General features: G+C 66.5%; 15 protein-coding genes and 2 riboswitches. Of the genes, 3 read left to right on the forward strand and 12 right to left on the reverse strand.

Annotated features, from left to right (window positions below; genetic code table 11):
• Positions 1-10: 10 nt before the first annotated feature.
• Positions 11-103, reverse strand: a riboswitch (adenosylcobalamin (AdoCbl) riboswitch).
• Between the two features lie 145 nt (positions 104-248).
• Positions 249-430: riboswitch (cobalamin riboswitch) on the forward strand.
• A 107-nt stretch (positions 431-537) separates the two neighbouring features.
• On the forward strand, positions 538-2,466 hold the full coding sequence (locus C7402_RS29695) for a TonB-dependent receptor domain-containing protein (RefSeq protein ID WP_116613168.1): 1,929 nt from the start codon (positions 538-540) through the stop codon (positions 2,464-2,466).
• Between the two features lie 51 nt (positions 2,467-2,517).
• Here the strand turns inward: C7402_RS29695 and C7402_RS29700 are convergent, their stop codons facing one another.
• Both C7402_RS29700 and C7402_RS29705 read right to left on the reverse strand, forming a co-directional pair.
• Complete coding sequence (locus tag C7402_RS29700) at positions 2,518-3,159, reverse strand: Vgb family protein (RefSeq protein ID WP_116613169.1); 642 nt, start codon at positions 3,157-3,159, stop codon at positions 2,518-2,520.
• Between the two features lie 51 nt (positions 3,160-3,210).
• Complete coding sequence (locus C7402_RS29705; protein WP_112173630.1) at positions 3,211-4,431, reverse strand: helix-turn-helix domain-containing protein; 1,221 nt, start codon at positions 4,429-4,431, stop codon at positions 3,211-3,213.
• A 148-nt stretch (positions 4,432-4,579) separates the two neighbouring features.
• Here C7402_RS29705 and C7402_RS29710 point away from each other — a divergent pair, with 148 nt between their 5' ends.
• On the forward strand, positions 4,580-5,344 hold the full coding sequence (locus C7402_RS29710; RefSeq protein ID WP_116613170.1) for a DUF899 domain-containing protein: 765 nt from the start codon (positions 4,580-4,582) through the stop codon (positions 5,342-5,344).
• Positions 5,345-5,352: 8 nt separating this feature from the next.
• The gene (locus tag C7402_RS29715) at positions 5,353-6,159 is read left to right on the forward strand and encodes a DUF2182 domain-containing protein (RefSeq protein ID WP_116613171.1); all 807 of its coding nucleotides are present in this window, start codon (positions 5,353-5,355) and stop codon (positions 6,157-6,159) included.
• 230 nt (positions 6,160-6,389) lie between these two features.
• Here the strand turns inward: C7402_RS29715 and C7402_RS29720 are convergent, their stop codons facing one another.
• The 10 genes from C7402_RS29720 to C7402_RS29765 all read right to left on the reverse strand — a co-directional run bounded on the left by C7402_RS29720 (position 6,390) and on the right by C7402_RS29765 (position 15,831).
• Positions 6,390-6,776, reverse strand: coding sequence for a BON domain-containing protein (locus tag C7402_RS29720; protein WP_112173466.1), 387 nt, complete (start codon positions 6,774-6,776; stop codon positions 6,390-6,392).
• A 33-nt stretch (positions 6,777-6,809) separates the two neighbouring features.
• Positions 6,810-7,961, reverse strand: coding sequence for a porin (locus C7402_RS29725; protein ID WP_112173467.1), 1,152 nt, complete (start codon positions 7,959-7,961; stop codon positions 6,810-6,812).
• 107 nt (positions 7,962-8,068) lie between these two features.
• Complete coding sequence (locus tag C7402_RS29730; RefSeq protein WP_116613172.1) at positions 8,069-9,700, reverse strand: 3-(methylthio)propionyl-CoA ligase; 1,632 nt, start codon at positions 9,698-9,700, stop codon at positions 8,069-8,071.
• A gap of 55 nt (positions 9,701-9,755) precedes the next feature.
• On the reverse strand, positions 9,756-10,085 hold the full coding sequence (locus tag C7402_RS29735) for a Rieske (2Fe-2S) protein (protein WP_112173469.1): 330 nt from the start codon (positions 10,083-10,085) through the stop codon (positions 9,756-9,758).
• A 20-nt stretch (positions 10,086-10,105) separates the two neighbouring features.
• Entirely contained in the window at positions 10,106-10,816 is a 711-nt protein-coding gene (locus tag C7402_RS29740; protein ID WP_116613173.1) for a DsbA family oxidoreductase, read from the reverse strand.
• Complete coding sequence (locus C7402_RS29745) at positions 10,803-11,363, reverse strand: RBBP9/YdeN family alpha/beta hydrolase (protein ID WP_116613174.1); 561 nt, start codon at positions 11,361-11,363, stop codon at positions 10,803-10,805. The genes C7402_RS29740 and C7402_RS29745 overlap by 14 nt, the downstream gene beginning before the upstream one ends.
• A 22-nt stretch (positions 11,364-11,385) precedes the next feature.
• Positions 11,386-12,234 carry a TauD/TfdA dioxygenase family protein gene (locus C7402_RS29750; RefSeq protein WP_112173472.1) on the reverse strand — a complete coding sequence of 283 codons (849 nt, stop codon included), beginning with the start codon at positions 12,232-12,234 and terminating at the stop codon, positions 11,386-11,388.
• A 10-nt stretch (positions 12,235-12,244) separates the two neighbouring features.
• Positions 12,245-13,225, reverse strand: coding sequence for a quinone oxidoreductase family protein (locus tag C7402_RS29755; protein ID WP_112173631.1), 981 nt, complete (start codon positions 13,223-13,225; stop codon positions 12,245-12,247).
• Between the two features lie 104 nt (positions 13,226-13,329).
• Positions 13,330-14,649, reverse strand: a complete 1,320-nt coding sequence (locus C7402_RS29760; RefSeq protein WP_112173473.1) for an MFS transporter — start codon at positions 14,647-14,649, stop codon at positions 13,330-13,332.
• A 126-nt stretch (positions 14,650-14,775) separates the two neighbouring features.
• A complete protein-coding gene (locus C7402_RS29765; RefSeq protein WP_112173474.1) occupies positions 14,776-15,831 on the reverse strand; it encodes a beta-keto acid cleavage family enzyme in 1,056 nt (351 codons plus the stop codon).
• Positions 15,832-15,995: the final 164 nt, after the last annotated feature.

Consider the following 15,995-nt stretch of genomic DNA (forward strand, 5'->3'; position numbering starts at 1 on the left):
GTCGTGGAAAGAACGTAGCGAGGTCTGACTTCTGGCGCGTTGCCGCGTGCCAGTCACAGTGGCGCGACCGTGCCGGATTCCCACCGGCTTCCCTGCTGCGTTCCGCTCGTGTTGCACTTTCCGCGACCGGGACGAGGCCCGCCGCGCGAAAAGCAATTGAAAGCATAGCGGAAGTCGTGGCGCAGGCCAAACCGGGCATTTTCGCCACACCCCGCGCACGAATGGTTGACGCGCCGAATACGCGGCCATTACCCTTGCGCGCTGATGGTTCCCGGCGACGGGATCAAAAGGGAACGCAGTGTGAGACTGCGGCTGCCCCCGCAACTGTGAACGGCGAGTCCATGCCAGAGCAGGCCACTGGGAAACCGGGAAGGCCGGCAGCGGACGTCGACCCGCAAGCCAGGAGACCTGCCATCAGCCGAGTCCAGCAGCCGCAGCGGGCGGGGTGCCCCAATGCGCAAGCGCCGCCCATCCAGGTGGGCGGTCGCCCGTTGCACGGACAGCCCGTATTCAGGAGCTGTTTCCAGCCACCGCCTCATGAAGTTCCGCCATCTCGTTCTCACGTCCGCCGTGCTGGCCTGCGCATGGCAAGCCGCGCATGCGGCCGGCGCATCGTCCGCGCCAACCCGGCAGCCCGACGACGACGCCACGCTGCCCAACATTCTCGTGACGGGCGACACGCAGCATTTGCCGCAGTCGTTCGACCAGCGTTACGCGAGCACCCAGGTCCTCACGCGCGAAGACCTGGAGCGCGTCTCCCCCATCGACCCGAGCATCGCGCAGGCGCTCACCGCGCTGCCGGGCGTGAGCGTCTCGCAAAGCGGCGGCCCGGGCGCTTACTCGGCCGTGAGCATTCGCGGCTCGTCGGCAAGCCAGGTGGCGGTGTTCATCGACGGCATCCGCGTGGGCTCCTCCACCACGGGCACGGCCGAGTGGGCCGACCTGCCGACCAGCGCGTTCGACCGCGTGGAAGTGATCTCCGGCCCCGCCGCCGCCTCGTTCGGCGCGGACGCCGTGGGCGGCGTTGTGCAGCTTTTCACGCGCCACGCGTCGAATCAGCCGAACCAGACCACGGTGTCGTTCGGCGGCGGCTCGAACAAGACCTTCGACACGCAGTTGCGCACCTCCGGCACGATCCCCTCCACCGGCCCGCTTGCGGCGCTCAGCGGCCTTACCTACTCGCTAGGCCTCCACGACTACAACACGGCCGGGATCGACGCGACACAGCCGTGGGCCTACGGCCACGAAAACGGCCGCAACCCGTATCACGCGCAGAACCTGGACGCGCGCCTCGGCTACGCGCACGACAACTGGTCGATTTCGACCTTCGCGCTGTACCACCGCTCCGATCTCTCCTACGACAACCTCGGCGGCAACGACCGGCAGCGCGACAACCAGCTCACGACGGGCCTGGCGTTCCATCTCGACATCACGCCGACCACGCAGTTCGACCAGTCCGTGGGCTACGCGACCGATCGTCAGTTCCTCTATTCGAACGACCCGACGATTCCCACCGACGAGATCGACTCGACGCGCTTTTCCACCTCCACGTCGATCACGCACCAGGAAACCGGGCACACGCTGTTCGGCCAGCCGCTCAGCGGCGAGACCAAGCTCGCCTACGACTACACGCGCGAACTGGCGTTCCTGCCCGTGGACATTCCGAACGGCGTGCCCGCGCGCAACGACTCCGCCGTCTCGCTGCATCAGTCGACCACGCTCGGGCCGCTCACGCTGTTTCTCGCGGGCCGCCACGAGGTCGTGCAGGGGCAGTCGGTCAACACGGGCAACGTCGCGCTCGCATGGGCGATCACGCCGGTCTACACGGCGCGCGTGTCGTACGGCAACGCGTTCCGCCTGCCGACGTTCAACGACCTGTATTACCCCGGCTACTCGAATCCGAACCTGCAACCCGAGCGCAGCGACTCGGTGGAAGCCGCGCTCGACGCCGCCACGTCGTACGGCACGTTCACGGCGGCCGTGTACGACACGCGCGTGCACGACCTCATCACCTACGACTCGCAGACCTTCCTGCCCGTGAACGTGGGCCGCGCGCATATTCAGGGCATCGACCTCTCGTACAAAGGCACGCTCGGCCAGTACACGCCGGTGAGCCTCTCGGTCGGCATCCTGAATCCGCAGGACGTGAGCGATCAGACCTGGCTCAATCGCCGCCCGCGCCAAACGGCGAGCCTGAGCGTGGACCACACGTGGGACGAGTTCCACCTGCACGCGCTGAGCACCGGCTTTTCGCTGCTGTACAACGGCTCGACCTTCGACGACCAGCAGAACACGATCTATCTGCCGTCGTGGACGACGCTCAGCCTGCGCGCGTCGTACCAGGTCAACGCGCATCTCTCGCTCTCGGCCACGCTCGCCAACGTGTTCAACCGGCAGTATGTGACCGCGTACGGCTATAGCACGCTCGGGCGCACCGCGTTCGGCAAGCTCAGCTATACGTTCTGACGCCTGGCCTGCGAGCGGGTGAACGGGCCACGACGGCCCGCCCGCTCGGCTCTAGCCTTCGCGCTTGGGCCGCCGCACCGCGCGAATCTTGCCGGTATTGCCGCCGCCGCAGAAAAACTGCTCGCCGCCATCGGACTCCAGCCCCGAAACGGCCGTGCCGGGCGGCATGTCGAGTTGCTCCAGCACTTCGCCCGTGTCCGGGTCGATGTGCCGCAAGTCGCTTTCGTCGCCTTCCCACGTGCCGTGCCACAACTCGCCGTCCACCCACGTCACGCCCGTGACGAAGCGGCTCGATTCGAGCGTGCGCAGAATCGCGCCCGTCTGCGGATCGACCTGATGGATCTTGCGCTCGCGGTACACGCCGACCCAGAGCGTGCCGTCCGCCCACGCGAGCCCCGAGTCGCCACCGCCGCCGGGCGCGGGAATCGTGGCGAGCACGCGGCCGGTTTCGGGTTCGATCTTGTGGATGCGGTCTTCGGAAATCTGGAACAGATGCCGGCCGTCGAAGGCCGTGCCCGCGTGCGCCGCGATCTCGATCGAGCCCAGTTGCCGCCCGCTCACGGGATCGAGCGAGGCGATCCGCTCGCCCACGGCGAACCACACCTGCTTGCCGTCGTAGGTGACGCCGCCCACCTGCTCGACACCCGGATAAGGGCCGTACTCGCGAACAATCTCGGCCGTCGTTCGTTTCATGACTTCCTCCTTGCCGTCGGCACAGAATAGTGAACAGAACAGGCGTTCATGCTAATCGCCCGGCAGCGGCGCGGGGAGTAACAAGGTCGTCGCGAATCCGGGGACAGGCGGCGTGGTCCAGCGGCGCGCCCGGCCATAGCCGAACGACTGCACCTTCTGCGCCCCCGCGAGGGAGTCGAGTGCGCGCTGCACCGTGCGCTGGCTCGCGCCGAGCGCGAGCGCAAGCGCCGAGCTCGACCACGATTCGCCGTCGGCGAGAAACGCCAGCACGGCGGCGTGCTTCTCCTCGACCGGGCGCGCCAGCACGACCACCTCGCGCGCGTGGCGCGGCGCCAGCGCGAAGCCGTGTTGCGTCGCGCCGATTTCCGCCACCTCGCGCAGCAGCGTGCGCAAGCGCCCGATTTCGACGCGCAGCCGGGCGCGATGGGTCTCGTCGGCGTGCTTCGTGCGGAAGGCCCGCGCGATGAGCGCGTCGCGCGGCGCGTCGGCGGGCCATGCCTCGGCCAGCGCGCGGGCGAGCACGAACAGCACGGGGCGCCGCGCCAGTTCGATCAACGCGGCGCGCTCGCGTACGACGTAGCGGCACGCATCCACGACAAGCGCTGGCGAGGCGAGCAGCGCCTCGACCTCCTCCAGTAGCAGAACACGCGCCTCGCCTTGCGCGACGAGGCGCGCGGCAGGTGCGCGCAACAGCGTCTCCGCGCTCTCCACCTCCGCGCTCAGCGCCGCGATGCCGGCCTCGCGCGCGGCACGCCCGGCCTCGGCCAGCGCCCGGCGGGCCGGCTGCGTTTGAATGCGCCGCATCGCAATGCCGGCTGCGATCAGTTCATGGGCCGCGCGCAAGGACGGCGGCAAGGGTGCGGGATCGGCTTCGGCGAGCATGCGCGCGGCTTCGTCGAGACGGCCGATCAGGAGCAGGCGGCGAATTTCCAGGTAGCGCGCATGGGCGGCATTGAGGCGGTCGCCATGCGTTTCGAGCGTTTGCCGCGCCGCGGCGAGCGCGAGCGGCGGCCAGCCGAGATCGCGCGAAGCGAGCGCGATCTCGGCCTCGGCGACGATGCAGCGCGCGCGGGCCACGGCCTCGCGCGCACCGAAGGCGCGCGCCGCGCTGCGCAACAGCACCTTGGCGCGCGCGAGGTCGCCGAGCTGCGCCATGGCGATGCCGCGCAGCGCGAGCGCGGGCGCGTCGTCGCGCAACGCGACGCGATTGAGCGCCCCGAGCGGGTCACCGGCCGCGAGCGCGCGCGCCGCCGCCGTGATCAGCGAATCCATGCTCATGCGAATCCCGCCACACTTGTCACTCCCCTCGCGTTCCGGCCCGGACCTAATCTAACACGGCGATCAATCGAACCCTGATCGAACGGCGCGGCGGCGCGGACAACGCGCGGCCGCCACAGTCAATCCATAGGAGGACCAGGCGATGGCAACCCATGCAACAGGAACACGTGAAGAGTGGCTCGCAGCCCGCATCGATCTGCTGGCGACGGAGAAGGAACACACCCGGCGCTCGGACGCGCTCGCGCGGCAACGCCAGGCGCTGCCGTGGGTGCGGGTGGACAAGGCATACGGCTTCGAAACCGAAGACGGCGGCGCCTCGCTCGCCGATCTCTTCAAAGGGCGCTCGCAGTTGCTCGTGTATCACTTCATGTTCGGGCCGGACTACGCGGCGGGCTGCCCGTCGTGCTCCTCGATCGCGGACGGCTTCGACGGCATCGCCGTGCATCTGGCGAATCACGACGTGAGGCTCATGGCGGTGTCGCGCGCGCCGCTCGCAAAACTGCTGGCCTACCGCAAGCGCATGGGCTGGCATTTTCCGTGGGTGTCGTCGAGCGGCAATGACTTCAACTTCGATTTCAACGTGTCGTTTACCGAAGCGCAGCAGCGCGTGGGCGATGTCGAGTACAACTACGCGCGCAGCGGCCATGCGATGGACATGACGCCGCCGCCCGAGCCCGTCGTGCAGTTCGCGGCGAGCTGCGGCACGGATGCGGCCACCTACACGCGCGACCGGCCCGGCCTGAGCGCCTTCGTGCTGGAGGACGGCGTGGTCTATCACACGTATTCGACCTACGCGCGCGGCCTGGACGGCATGTGGGGCATGTATCAGTGGCTCGACCGTGCACCGAAGGGACGCAACGAGGCCGGCATCTGGTGGCGCCGGCATGATGAGTACCCCGAAGGTTGAGGTTCGCCATGGAAAACGTCGGCAAAACGGTACGCAGCGTGGGCACGGCGCGCGCGATCTTCCTCGGCGTCTCGTCGCTGATTTTCGCGGCGAGTGCGGCGGCGACGCTCATCTGGTGCGCGTCGATGGACGCGATGGGCGGCACGCCCATGCCCGGCGGCTGGACGCTCTCGACGCTCTGGGCGCCGATGTGCGGACAGACGTGGCTCGACGCCGCCGTATCGTTTGCCGGCATGTGGAACGTGATGATGGTGGCGATGATGCTGCCATCGCTCGCCCCGGTATTGTGGCGCTATCTCGACGGCGCGGCGGGCGGCAGCGGCGCGCGGGCCGGTGCACTGACGGCGCTGGCGGGCGCGGGCTACTTCTTCGTGTGGCTCGTTGCGGGGCTGCTGGTGTTCGCGGCAGGCGCGCAACTCGCGGCGCTCGCCGTCGCCGCGCCCGCACTGGCGCATACGGCGCCTGCCGCGGCCGGAATCGTTGTTGCGATCGCGGGAGTGTTGCAGTTCACGGCGTGGAAGGGCCGGTGGATTGCGTGCTGTGCGGCAATGCCTTCGTGCACGCATGCGCGGTTCGATGCGCGGGCGGCGTGGCGTCATGGCGCGCGACTCGGACGGCATTGCGTGTGCTGCTGCGGGAATTTGATGGCGGCGCTGCTCGTTGCGGGGGTGATGGACCGACCGGCGATGGCTTTGGTTGCCGCGGCGATCACGGCGGAGAGGTTGATACCGGCGAGAGGAAAGGTTGCGCGCGGGGTTGGGCTGGTGGCTGTCTTGGTGGGGGTGGTGATGGTGGTGCGGGCGGTGGCCGCATAAAAAAATCGCCGCCCCGCACCCGCGAGACGGCGACAAAACGCTCCGACGCAAACGTCGAACTCACACGTCCAGACTCGCGCCTGCACGCGAGCCCAGTCGGCATTCCGGACTACGTTAAGCAGTCCGGATAAACAACGGGGAGCAACCCGAAAATCGCTCCATCGCTGCCCTATGAAGCACGGCAGGACTCAAACAAACGCCCTGCCGCGCCGCATTCTCACCTCGGCACGTCACATGCCGCCAAACGACTTCATCACCGTCAGCTTGTTGGTCACCGACGTCACGCCAGGCACGCCGCGAGCGATCTCCTCGACTTTGCCGATCTGCGCCGCATCGGCAACCGAGCCGTTCAACGTCACGGCGCCGCCTTTGGCGATCACGCTGATATTGCCTGCGTTGATCGACTTGTCCTTGCCGATGGCCGCATACACCTTGCGGCGCAGCGCGCGATTGGCCTGCCTGCTGGTGGGCGCCGCGGCGCCCGGCGCAGCCATGGCCGATGCCGCTTGCGCGCCGGCGGAATCGCTCGCAGCGGCTTGGGGCTGCGCCCAGGCGCTCATGGAAGCCATCGCGACCAGCGTCGCGAACACCAACCCAGCTACCCTGGAATTCATCATGGAATACTCCGTTTCTTGTTGAGGTTGTCGGGATCAGAACGCGTGACGAATGCCGACCATGGCCGCCGTCGTGGACTGGCCCGGCGCGACCGGCGAGCCGTAAATGATCGTCTGGTTCATGGTCCCCTTGTTGTCGACATAACCGACTTGCGCGTAGGCCTTGGTCGCCTTCGAGATGTTGTATTCGGCGCCCACCGCAACCTCGCTCGAATGATTCGCTGAATTATTGCGATCCTTCAAGTAGTAGTAGCCCGACGTGATCTTGAACGCCGGATTGAACTGGTAGCCAAGGCCACCCGAAATCATTTCGAAGTTGTACGAAGTATGGCTGAACGAGTTGTACGAGTTCGACGAGCTGAACGAGGCGGACACCGAGAATCCGCTAATCGTATACATCGCGCCGACATAGTAGAAGTTGTTATTGTTCAGGCCCGTCGCCGGCACGGCCGGCGTGGTCGGATACGTACCCGGATACGGGTTCGTGTCGTGGCCGCTGTAGTACACGCCGGAAAGGTTCAGGCCGTAGTTCGAGTACTTGAGCACGGCCGACTCGCGCGTGCCACCCTGGAACTGCCCCGGCACGCCGCCCGGCGCGAATTCGAGCGCGAGCGATGCCCCATAGAATTTCGGCGAGTTATAGACGATCGCGTTGCTGTCATAGAGCGCGCCGATCGGCGCGTTCGTGCTCGTGCCGGGCCAGCCCGCCGCCTGGTTCAATCCCAGCCACGCCGTGAGAATACTGCCGAAGTACTGCGCGCCGCGCACGTCGGTGTCGGCCATCGCGTAGATCATCGGGATGATCTGGCGGCCGGCGTCGATCGTACCGAACGGGCCCGACGCGCCGATGGTCGTGATCTGGTTGAAAACCGCGGTCACGCCCGGCGTGTCGGACAGCCCCGTCTTGCCGTTATTGGAGGTGAACGACCCTTGCAGCTTGAAGTTGATCTTGTAGCCGCCGCCGATGTCCTCGCTGCCCTTCAAGCCCCAGATGCTCGAATAGATGCCGCCGTCCTTCAACTGCCAGGTGTGTCCCAGATTCTTGGCGGTCCCGGAAAAGTTTGCCGCCGACGTGCTTTGATAAAGCAAGCCGCTATCGAGCACGCCATACAGCGTAACCGACGATTGCGCATGCGCCGCGCTGGCGAACAAGGCCAACGCTGCCAGGCTGCCGAACTTCAATTTCATTGTCTCTCTCCGTGTGGTGCCTTCCGGTTGGCCCGGCGGCTTTTGGGTATTGCCTTGGGTTTTGCTTGGGTTTTGCGTAACTGAAATCGTGTGATTGCAATCTTGCCTTATCGCGCCTGCAAATAGTGATCGCCGTATTGCTCACGCAACTGGTTCTTGAGCACCTTGCCCGTCGCGCCAATCGGCACGGCATCGACGAACAGCACGGCGTCGGGTTTCCACCATTTCGCCACACGGCCGTCGAAGAAATTCAGCAGATCCTCCATACCGAGCGTGCTGCCCGCCCGCTTCACGACCAGCAGCAGCGGGCGCTCGTCCCACTTCGGGTGGCGCGCGGCGATGCAAACCGCCGTCGCGACATCGGGATGCAGGCACGCGACATTCTCAATGTCGGCCGAGCTGATCCATTCGCCGCCGGACTTGATCACGTCCTTGCTCCGGTCGACGATCTGCATGAAACCGTCGGGGTCGATCTTCGACACATCGCCGGTCGGGAACCAGCCGTCGTGCAGCGGCGTGTCATGCTCGCCGCCAAAGTATTCGCTCGTGACCCAATGGCCACGTACGTGCAGGTCGCCGCTCGCGTAGCCGTCCCACGGCAGTTCCTTGCCCGCCGCGTCGACGATCTTCATGTCGATGCCGAACACCGAGCGCCCTTGCCTGGCCTGCAACGCATAGCGCTGCGCCTCGGGCAGCGCGACCTGGTGCGCCTTGAAGCTGCACACCGTGCCAACGGGGCTCAACTCCGTCATGCCCCATGCGTGCAGCACATCCACCTGATGACCTTTCTGGAATGCCGCCGTCATCGCCGTGGGGCACGGCGCGCCGCCGATGATCGTGCGACGCATCGAGGAGAACGAACTGTTCTGCGACCCGGCGTGCGCAAGCAGGCCCTGCCAGACCGTCGGCACGCCGGCCGAGAGCGTGACCTGTTCCTGCTCGATCAACTCGTAAAGCGACTTGCCGTCGAGCGCCGGTCCCGGAAACACGAGCTTCGCGCCCACCATGCAGGCGATGTACGGCAGCCCCCAGGCGTTCACATGGAACATGGGCACGACGGGCAGAATCGTGTCGCGCGCCGAGCAGTTCAGCGAATCGGGCAGCGCGGCCGCATAGGTGTGCAGGAGCGTCGAGCGATGGCTGTAGAGCACGCCCTTCGGGTTGCCGGTCGTGCCGGACGTATAGCACAGCGACGAGGCGCTGTTTTCGTCCAGCAGCGGCCATTCGAAATCGGCGCGATGCCCTTCGATCAAATCTTCATAGCGAAGCAGCCGCGAGCCGAGGCCATGATTGCGCGGCATGTGCGCGCGGTCCGTCATCGCGACATAGAACTTCGGGCTCGTCACGCGCGACGCAACGCTTTCGATCAGCGGCAGGAACGTGAGGTCGAAGAAAATGACGCGGTCCTGTGCGTGCTCGATGAGGTACACGAGCTGGTCGGCATGCAGCCGCGGGTTGAGCGTATGCAGCACGGCGCCCGAGCCCGACACGGCGAAATACAGCTCCATGTGCCGGTAGCCGTTCCACGCCAGCGTGCCCACGCGCTCGCCCGGCGCGACGGCCAGGCTCGCGAGCGCATTGGCCATGCGGCGCGCGCGCTGCGCAAGATCCACATAGCGATAGCGATGGATGTCGCCTTCCACGCGGCGCGAAACGATTTCCTGCGTACTGTGGTGGCGCTCCGCATGCTTGAGCAGCGAAGCGACCAGCAGCGGCTGCTGCATCATGAGACCTTGCATGGTTTGCTATCCTAATTACCAGATGTTCGATTACGCCGCGATTCCGGATGCCGCGCTATCCGTGGTTCGAAGCGGAAGCTTCGAGGGTCACGACCAGTTTTCCGTCGACGGCGCGCACCGGGAAACACGTGAGGTTCAGCCCGCCCACACCCGGCATCGCGCCCGTGCGGACGTCGAAGCGCAGGCCGTGCGCCGGGCAACGCAGCACGCAACCCTCCAGCTGACCGCTGGCAAGCGATGCGCCGTTGTGCGGGCACGAATTGTCGATCGCGTGTATCGCGCCGTCGATATTGAACAGCACGATGCTGCGGCCATCGACGAAAGCCAGCTTGCGCTGACCCGGCGCGAGTTCGTCGACCTTGGCGACCGGTACTTCACGTGACATTGCGCTTTCCTCGCCTGTCTTCAATGGGGAACGGCCAACGCCATGGCGCTCGCCATCGCCACGGGCGAATACACGCCCGAGAGCGAATACCCCGTGTTGAACACGAAATACGGCACGCCGCTCACCTGTGGGTCGGCGTAAGCCACCCGGCGGCCGGCCGGGTCCGCGAGACGTTGCGACGCGGCCAGGTGCGCCGCGAGGCTCTCGGGCTCCAGGCCGCATTCGAGGCCGATGCGCCGGAGCACGTCGCGCTCGCCGATGTTCTCCCCTTCCAGGAAGTACGCCGTGAGCACGCGGTCGATCAGCGCCGTGGTCTGCGCGCCGTTGCCGCGGCTCGCGGCAAACGTCACGAGGTCGTGCGCGGCGGCGGTGTTCGGCAGCACCTCGATACGCTCGAAGGCGAATTCGATGCCCGCTGCGCGCCCGGCCTCGCGCACCTGCTCGCGCCGTGCGGCCACGGCTTGCGCGCTGCCCAGGCGGTCGCGGTAGAACGCCTGATACGGCATGCCTGCAAGCGGCGTCCACGGCAGCAGTTGATGCGAGCGCCACTGCACTTTCACCTGCACGTCGGGCCGATCGCTCGCGAAGCGGGCAACGGCCACATCCAGGTTGCGCTTGCCGATCAGGCACCACGGGCAGATGAAATCGAAGAACGCCTCGATCTTCACAACCGGACGCTCACCCGCCTCGCGCGTGGCCTGCGCGGCCCACTTTTGATCAGACAAGTTCATGAATCAACATCTCTGCCATGGGCCACTCGCCAAAACCCGCCGCCGGGTTCAGGTGGCCGACTTCGCCCAGATCGACGAGGGTGCTGCCCCAGTCCTTCGCCATGGCCGCCACGCGCTCGAAGCTCGCGAGCGGATCGTTGCGGCTCGCGCCCACGATGCTCGGGAATGGCAGCGGCTCGCGCGGAATCGCGTGCCAGCCGTTCTGCGCCAGCGAATCGATGTCGGGGTATCCCGCCGGCAGCGGCGTTTCGAGGTCGGCGGGCGCCGCAAGCAGCGCCCCGTGAATCTTGCGGCTGTGCTGCCGCGCCCAGTGCACGGTGATCATCACGCCCGCGCTGTGCGCCACGAGTATCACCGGGCCGTCGATCTTCGCGAGCGCGGCGTCGAGCGCGGCGACACGGGCCGCGCAACTGAGCTTGTCGTGTTCCAGCGGCGGCACCGAAGCCGCGTTGGACAGCTTGCTTTCCAGCAGCGTTTGCCAGTGCTCCGCCACGTGGTCGCGCAACCCCGGGACCATCAGAATGGTCGGTGTGGTTATTGACGTCATTGACTCTGGTCTCCTGCGCGTATCAGTAGGGCTTGTCGCCGATAATGCCGGCGCGTTCCATCTTGCGGTGACACGGCGGGTAGTCCATCACGGCATAGTGCTGCGTGCTGCGGTTGTCCCAGATCGCGACGCTGTTGGGTTTCCAGCGCCAGCGTACCTGGTACTCCGGAATATAGGCCTGGCTCACGAGGTAGCGCAGCAGGTCGCCCGCACCGGGGTTGGCGTCCTGGCCGAAGCGCACGCGCTCCGGCGTGTGATAGTTCGTGAAGTGCGTGGTGAACGCGCTCACGAACAGGATCTTCTCGCCGGTCTCCGGGTGCGTGCGCACCACCGGGTGCTCCGCGTCCGGGAACTGCGCCTTGAGCGCGAGACGCTTCTCGATCGGCATCGCCGCGCCAAAGCTCGCCTCGATGCTGTGGCGCGCGCGCAGGTCGGCGATCTGCGCCTTCACGTGCGCGGGCAGGTTCTCGTAGGCAAGCGCCATGTTCGCCCACATGGTGTCGCCGCCCACGGGCGGGCACTCCACGCAGCGCAGCACCGCGCCGAATTGCGGCGCCTCGCGCCAGGTGGCGTCGGCATGCCACGCGTTCTCGTAGCGGTCGTTGGGCTGGTCCGGGTTCTTGTAGATGCGCACGAGCCCCGGATGCTCCGGGTCGCTGCCCGCAACCGGGTGATCCTCCAGTTCGCCGAAGCGGCGCGCGAACGCCACGTGCTCCGAGCGCGTGATGTTCTGGTCGCGCAGGAACAGCACGCGGTGCTTGAGCAGCGCCGCGCGAATGTCGGCGAAGAGGCCGTCGTCATGAACGGCGTCGGCGAGATTCACGCCGGTCAGTTCGGCGCCGATGGTGTAGGTCAGTGGTTCGATTCGCATGCCGCACTCCTCAGATGACGAAGACCGACGAGCCCGTCGTCTTGCGCGATTCGAGGTCGCGATGGGCCTGCACGGCGTCTTCGAGCGCATAGCGCTGATTCAGTTCGATCTTGATGCGGCCCGCGGCGACATGCCCGAACAGCTCGCCCGCCAGCGCGTCTTTTTCCGCGGGGTCGGCGATATAGTCCGCCAGCGCCGGGCGCGTGAGATACAGCGAGCCCTTCATCGCAAGGATCTGCGGATTGAACGGCGGGATCGGACCGGAAGCCGTGCCCACGCACACCATCAGGCCGCGGCGCTTGAGCGAATCGAGCGAGGCTTCGAACGTGTCCTTGCCCACGCTGTCGAACACCACGTTCACGCCCACGCCGTTCGTGAGTTCGCGCACGCGCTTCGCGACGTCTTCGCGGTTGTAATAAACGATGTGGTCGCAACCATGGGCGCGGGCGATCTCGCCCTTCGCTTCGTTCGACACCGTGCCGATCACCGTGAGGCCCAGCAGCTTCGCCCACTGCGAAACAATCAGGCCCACGCCGCCGGCCGCCGCATGCAGAAGAATCGTGTCGCCGGCCTTGAAGTCGTGGATGCGGCGCATCAGGTACGACGAGGTCAGGCCGCGCATGGTCATGCCGGCGGCCGTTTCGCACGAAATCGCCTCGGGCAGCTTGATGAGCGGCGCAGCCGGAATCAGGCGCTCGGTGCTGTACGCGCCGAGCGTGTTGATGAAGCCGGTGTAGGTCACGCGGTCGCCCACGGCGACGTTGGTCACGCCGGCGCCCAGGGCCTCGACCACGCCCGCCGCCTCGACACCCATGCCCGCGGGCAGCGGCACCGGATACAGGCCGCTGCGGAAGTAGGTGTCGGCGAAATTCAGGCCCACGGCCTCATGGCGCAGGCGCACCTGACCGGGGCCGGGGTCGCCCACTTCCACGCTCTCGTAGCGCAAGACTTCGGGGCCGCCGGTTTCATGAAAGCGCACTGCTTTCGCCATGTTCATTCTCCTGTCCTTGAATCAAACTGCAAATTCGTTGCTTGCGCCTTGCGGCGCAAATGCACGTTCCGTTTCGCTGCGTGGTGCACCACACGGTGCGTCATTCAGTGCGAGGCTTCTTCTCGCAGCGCGTTCACGCGGTCCAGATCGCCCGAGTAATGGCGCTTGCCGATCACGAACACGAGGGCGGCCACGAGCGGTGCGAACGGCACGAGCTGGAGCGCCCCGAGCAACCCGATGTGGTCCGCCACGACGCCCGTGAGCACGGCGGCGGGCGCAAGACCCAGCAGGTTGTTCGACAGCGTGAGCGTGGCGAACGCCGAAGCGTGGATCGAGGGCGGCGTGAGGTTCGCCACCATCGCGCCCGAAGGGCCCGCCGCGCCTGCGCAGAAGAACATGCCCGCGCCGATCAATACGAGTTGTGCCGTGCCCGGCGGCAGGCGCAGGCCGATCGTGAGCAGCACGAAGCAGATCACGCAGTACGCAATGGCGATGGTCCACTTTCTTTCGCCCGCTTCCTTGCTGAAGCGGTCCGCGAGGTTCCCGCACACCACCATGCCCACGCCCGTCACGAGCACGAACGCCGCCGCCGTCACGGCCGCCTTGCCCGTCTCCATGCCGTAGTAGCGGTTCAGGAAGCTCGGCAGCCAGCTCCACACCGCGGCCGGCACCAGCAGATGCACGCCGCTGCCCACATACGCGCACACCACGGAGCGCGTGGAAAAGAGGCCCTTGAGCAGCGCGCGCAGGCTCATGCGCATGCCGCCCGGCGCTTCGCGGTTGCCGATGGCGGGCTGCAACGAGGCGATACGCTTTTCCGTCACGACGATGCGATAGATCACGACCAGCACCATCCCCATGATCGCCATGGCGCCGAACGCCGCGCGCCAGCCCAGATGGGCCGCGACCGCCCCGCCGAGCGCCATGCCCAGCACCGAGCCGAACGCCCCGCCCGCCATGAACGCGCCCGTGATGGTGGCGCGCAGCCGCGGCGGGAAAATACTCAGCACGACGGCAATGCCCACGCTGCCATAGGCCGCTTCGCCGATGCCGACGAAGGCGCGCGCCAGCAGCATCTCGCCGTAATTCGTCGACAGCGCGCAGCCGAGCGTGGCGAGGCTCCACATCGCCGCCATCAGCACGATGCTCTTGACGCGGCCCCAGCGGTCGGCGAGCACCGAAAGCGGGAACGTGAGCACGCCCACCATCAGCGCGACCACGCTGCTGAGCGAGCCGAGCCGCGTATCCGAAAGGCCCCAGGTGGTCTTGAGCAGCGGGAACACCGCGTTCAACACCTGGCGCGACATGTAGTCCGAAAGCAGCAGCCCGACAGTCAAGGCAAACACGACCCACGCGTACACGCGCACGTTACTCTGGGTCGTCGTCATTTCGCCCGCTGTGGGCTCGGCATGCGTGGTGAGCATGGGTTATCTCCTAGGCGTCCCGCTCGTCGTCGGGTTCTCGTTTCTCTCAGGTCCGACGGCAACATCCAGACGGCCGCTTCCCGGCCCGGCGGGCGCACACGCGCGCGCCGGGCTCCTGTTTCCTGCTTACGCCGCGCGCAGCGGCAGGTTCTTCACCCCTGCCGGGCGGTTCGGCGCCATGCCGTTCGCGGCAAGCGTCTCGTCGATCGTCTCGTACTGCACGCCGATGCGGTAGATCTCGCGCGCTTCCTTGCCGGTGGCGATCTCGCGGCCCAGTTCGTGGGCGACGCGCACGCACTGCTGGATCTGCTGCACCGAGGTCATGCGCTTGCCGTGCTGGTCGATGATCGTGTCCTCGATGCCGCAGCGCGGATGCAGACCCATCGCCATCGCCATCATGTTGAACGGCAGCACGTTCTTGAGCAGCGACTCGGCGGTGAGCGTGCAGCCATCGGGCGCGCGGTGCACGAAGTTGAAGAAGTTGAACGGGTTCGGGCCGTCGAAGCCGCCGCCAATGCCAATCCACGTGAGGTTCAGCGGGCCCTTGTACGCGCCCTTGCGCACGAGGCGTTCGAGCGTTTCGAGCGCATGCATGCCCGTGAGCTGGAAGTGGGGCTGAATGCCCGACGCTTGCAGGCGGCGCAGATGCTCCTCGACCCAGGCCGGACCCGCCGGCACCGTCATTTCACTATAGGCGGCCATGAACGCGGGGTTGGAAAGCGAGGTGCCCTCCAGATACTCCGGGTAGAGCAGCTCCATGATGTTCATCTGCGTGGTGTTGATCGCCACGGTCACCTGGTCCGGCTTCGGTTCGAGTTCGGCGAGCATGTGGCGCGTGTCGTCGGAGAGCCACTTCGCGGCTTCGCCGTCGCTTTCCGGCGCGAACGAGATCGAGCCGCCCACCTGGATGATCATGTCGGGCACGGCGGCGCGCACGCCCGCGATCAGCTCGTTGAACTTCGACAGGCGCTTGGAGCCCTTGCCGTCGAGTTCGCGCACATGCAGGTGCAGCACGGTCGCGCCTGCGTCGTAGCAGTCCACGGCCTTCTGGATCTGTTCTTCCATCGTCACCGGAATGTCTTCCGGGAAATCCTCAGGCATCCACTCCGGACCGTACGGCGCGGTGGTGATCACCACCTTGTCCTGGTTCTCGGGGTGCAGCGAGTCGTCGAGGAATTGCATCGTGTTCTCCCATGGAGTTGTCGGCGTTCCGGCGTTCGCGACGCGAGTCGTCGCTTCGAATGGCGCCGGGAACATGGCTGATCCGTTGAGATGCACGATACGGCAATCCTGCGATACACTTTTTCGATCAGGCGCCATCGTTTTAGCATTTCGCGCCACCAGGC

It is taken from the genome of Paraburkholderia unamae (genome assembly GCF_003096875.1).
GTDB classification, from domain to species: domain Bacteria; phylum Pseudomonadota; class Gammaproteobacteria; order Burkholderiales; family Burkholderiaceae; genus Paraburkholderia; species Paraburkholderia unamae.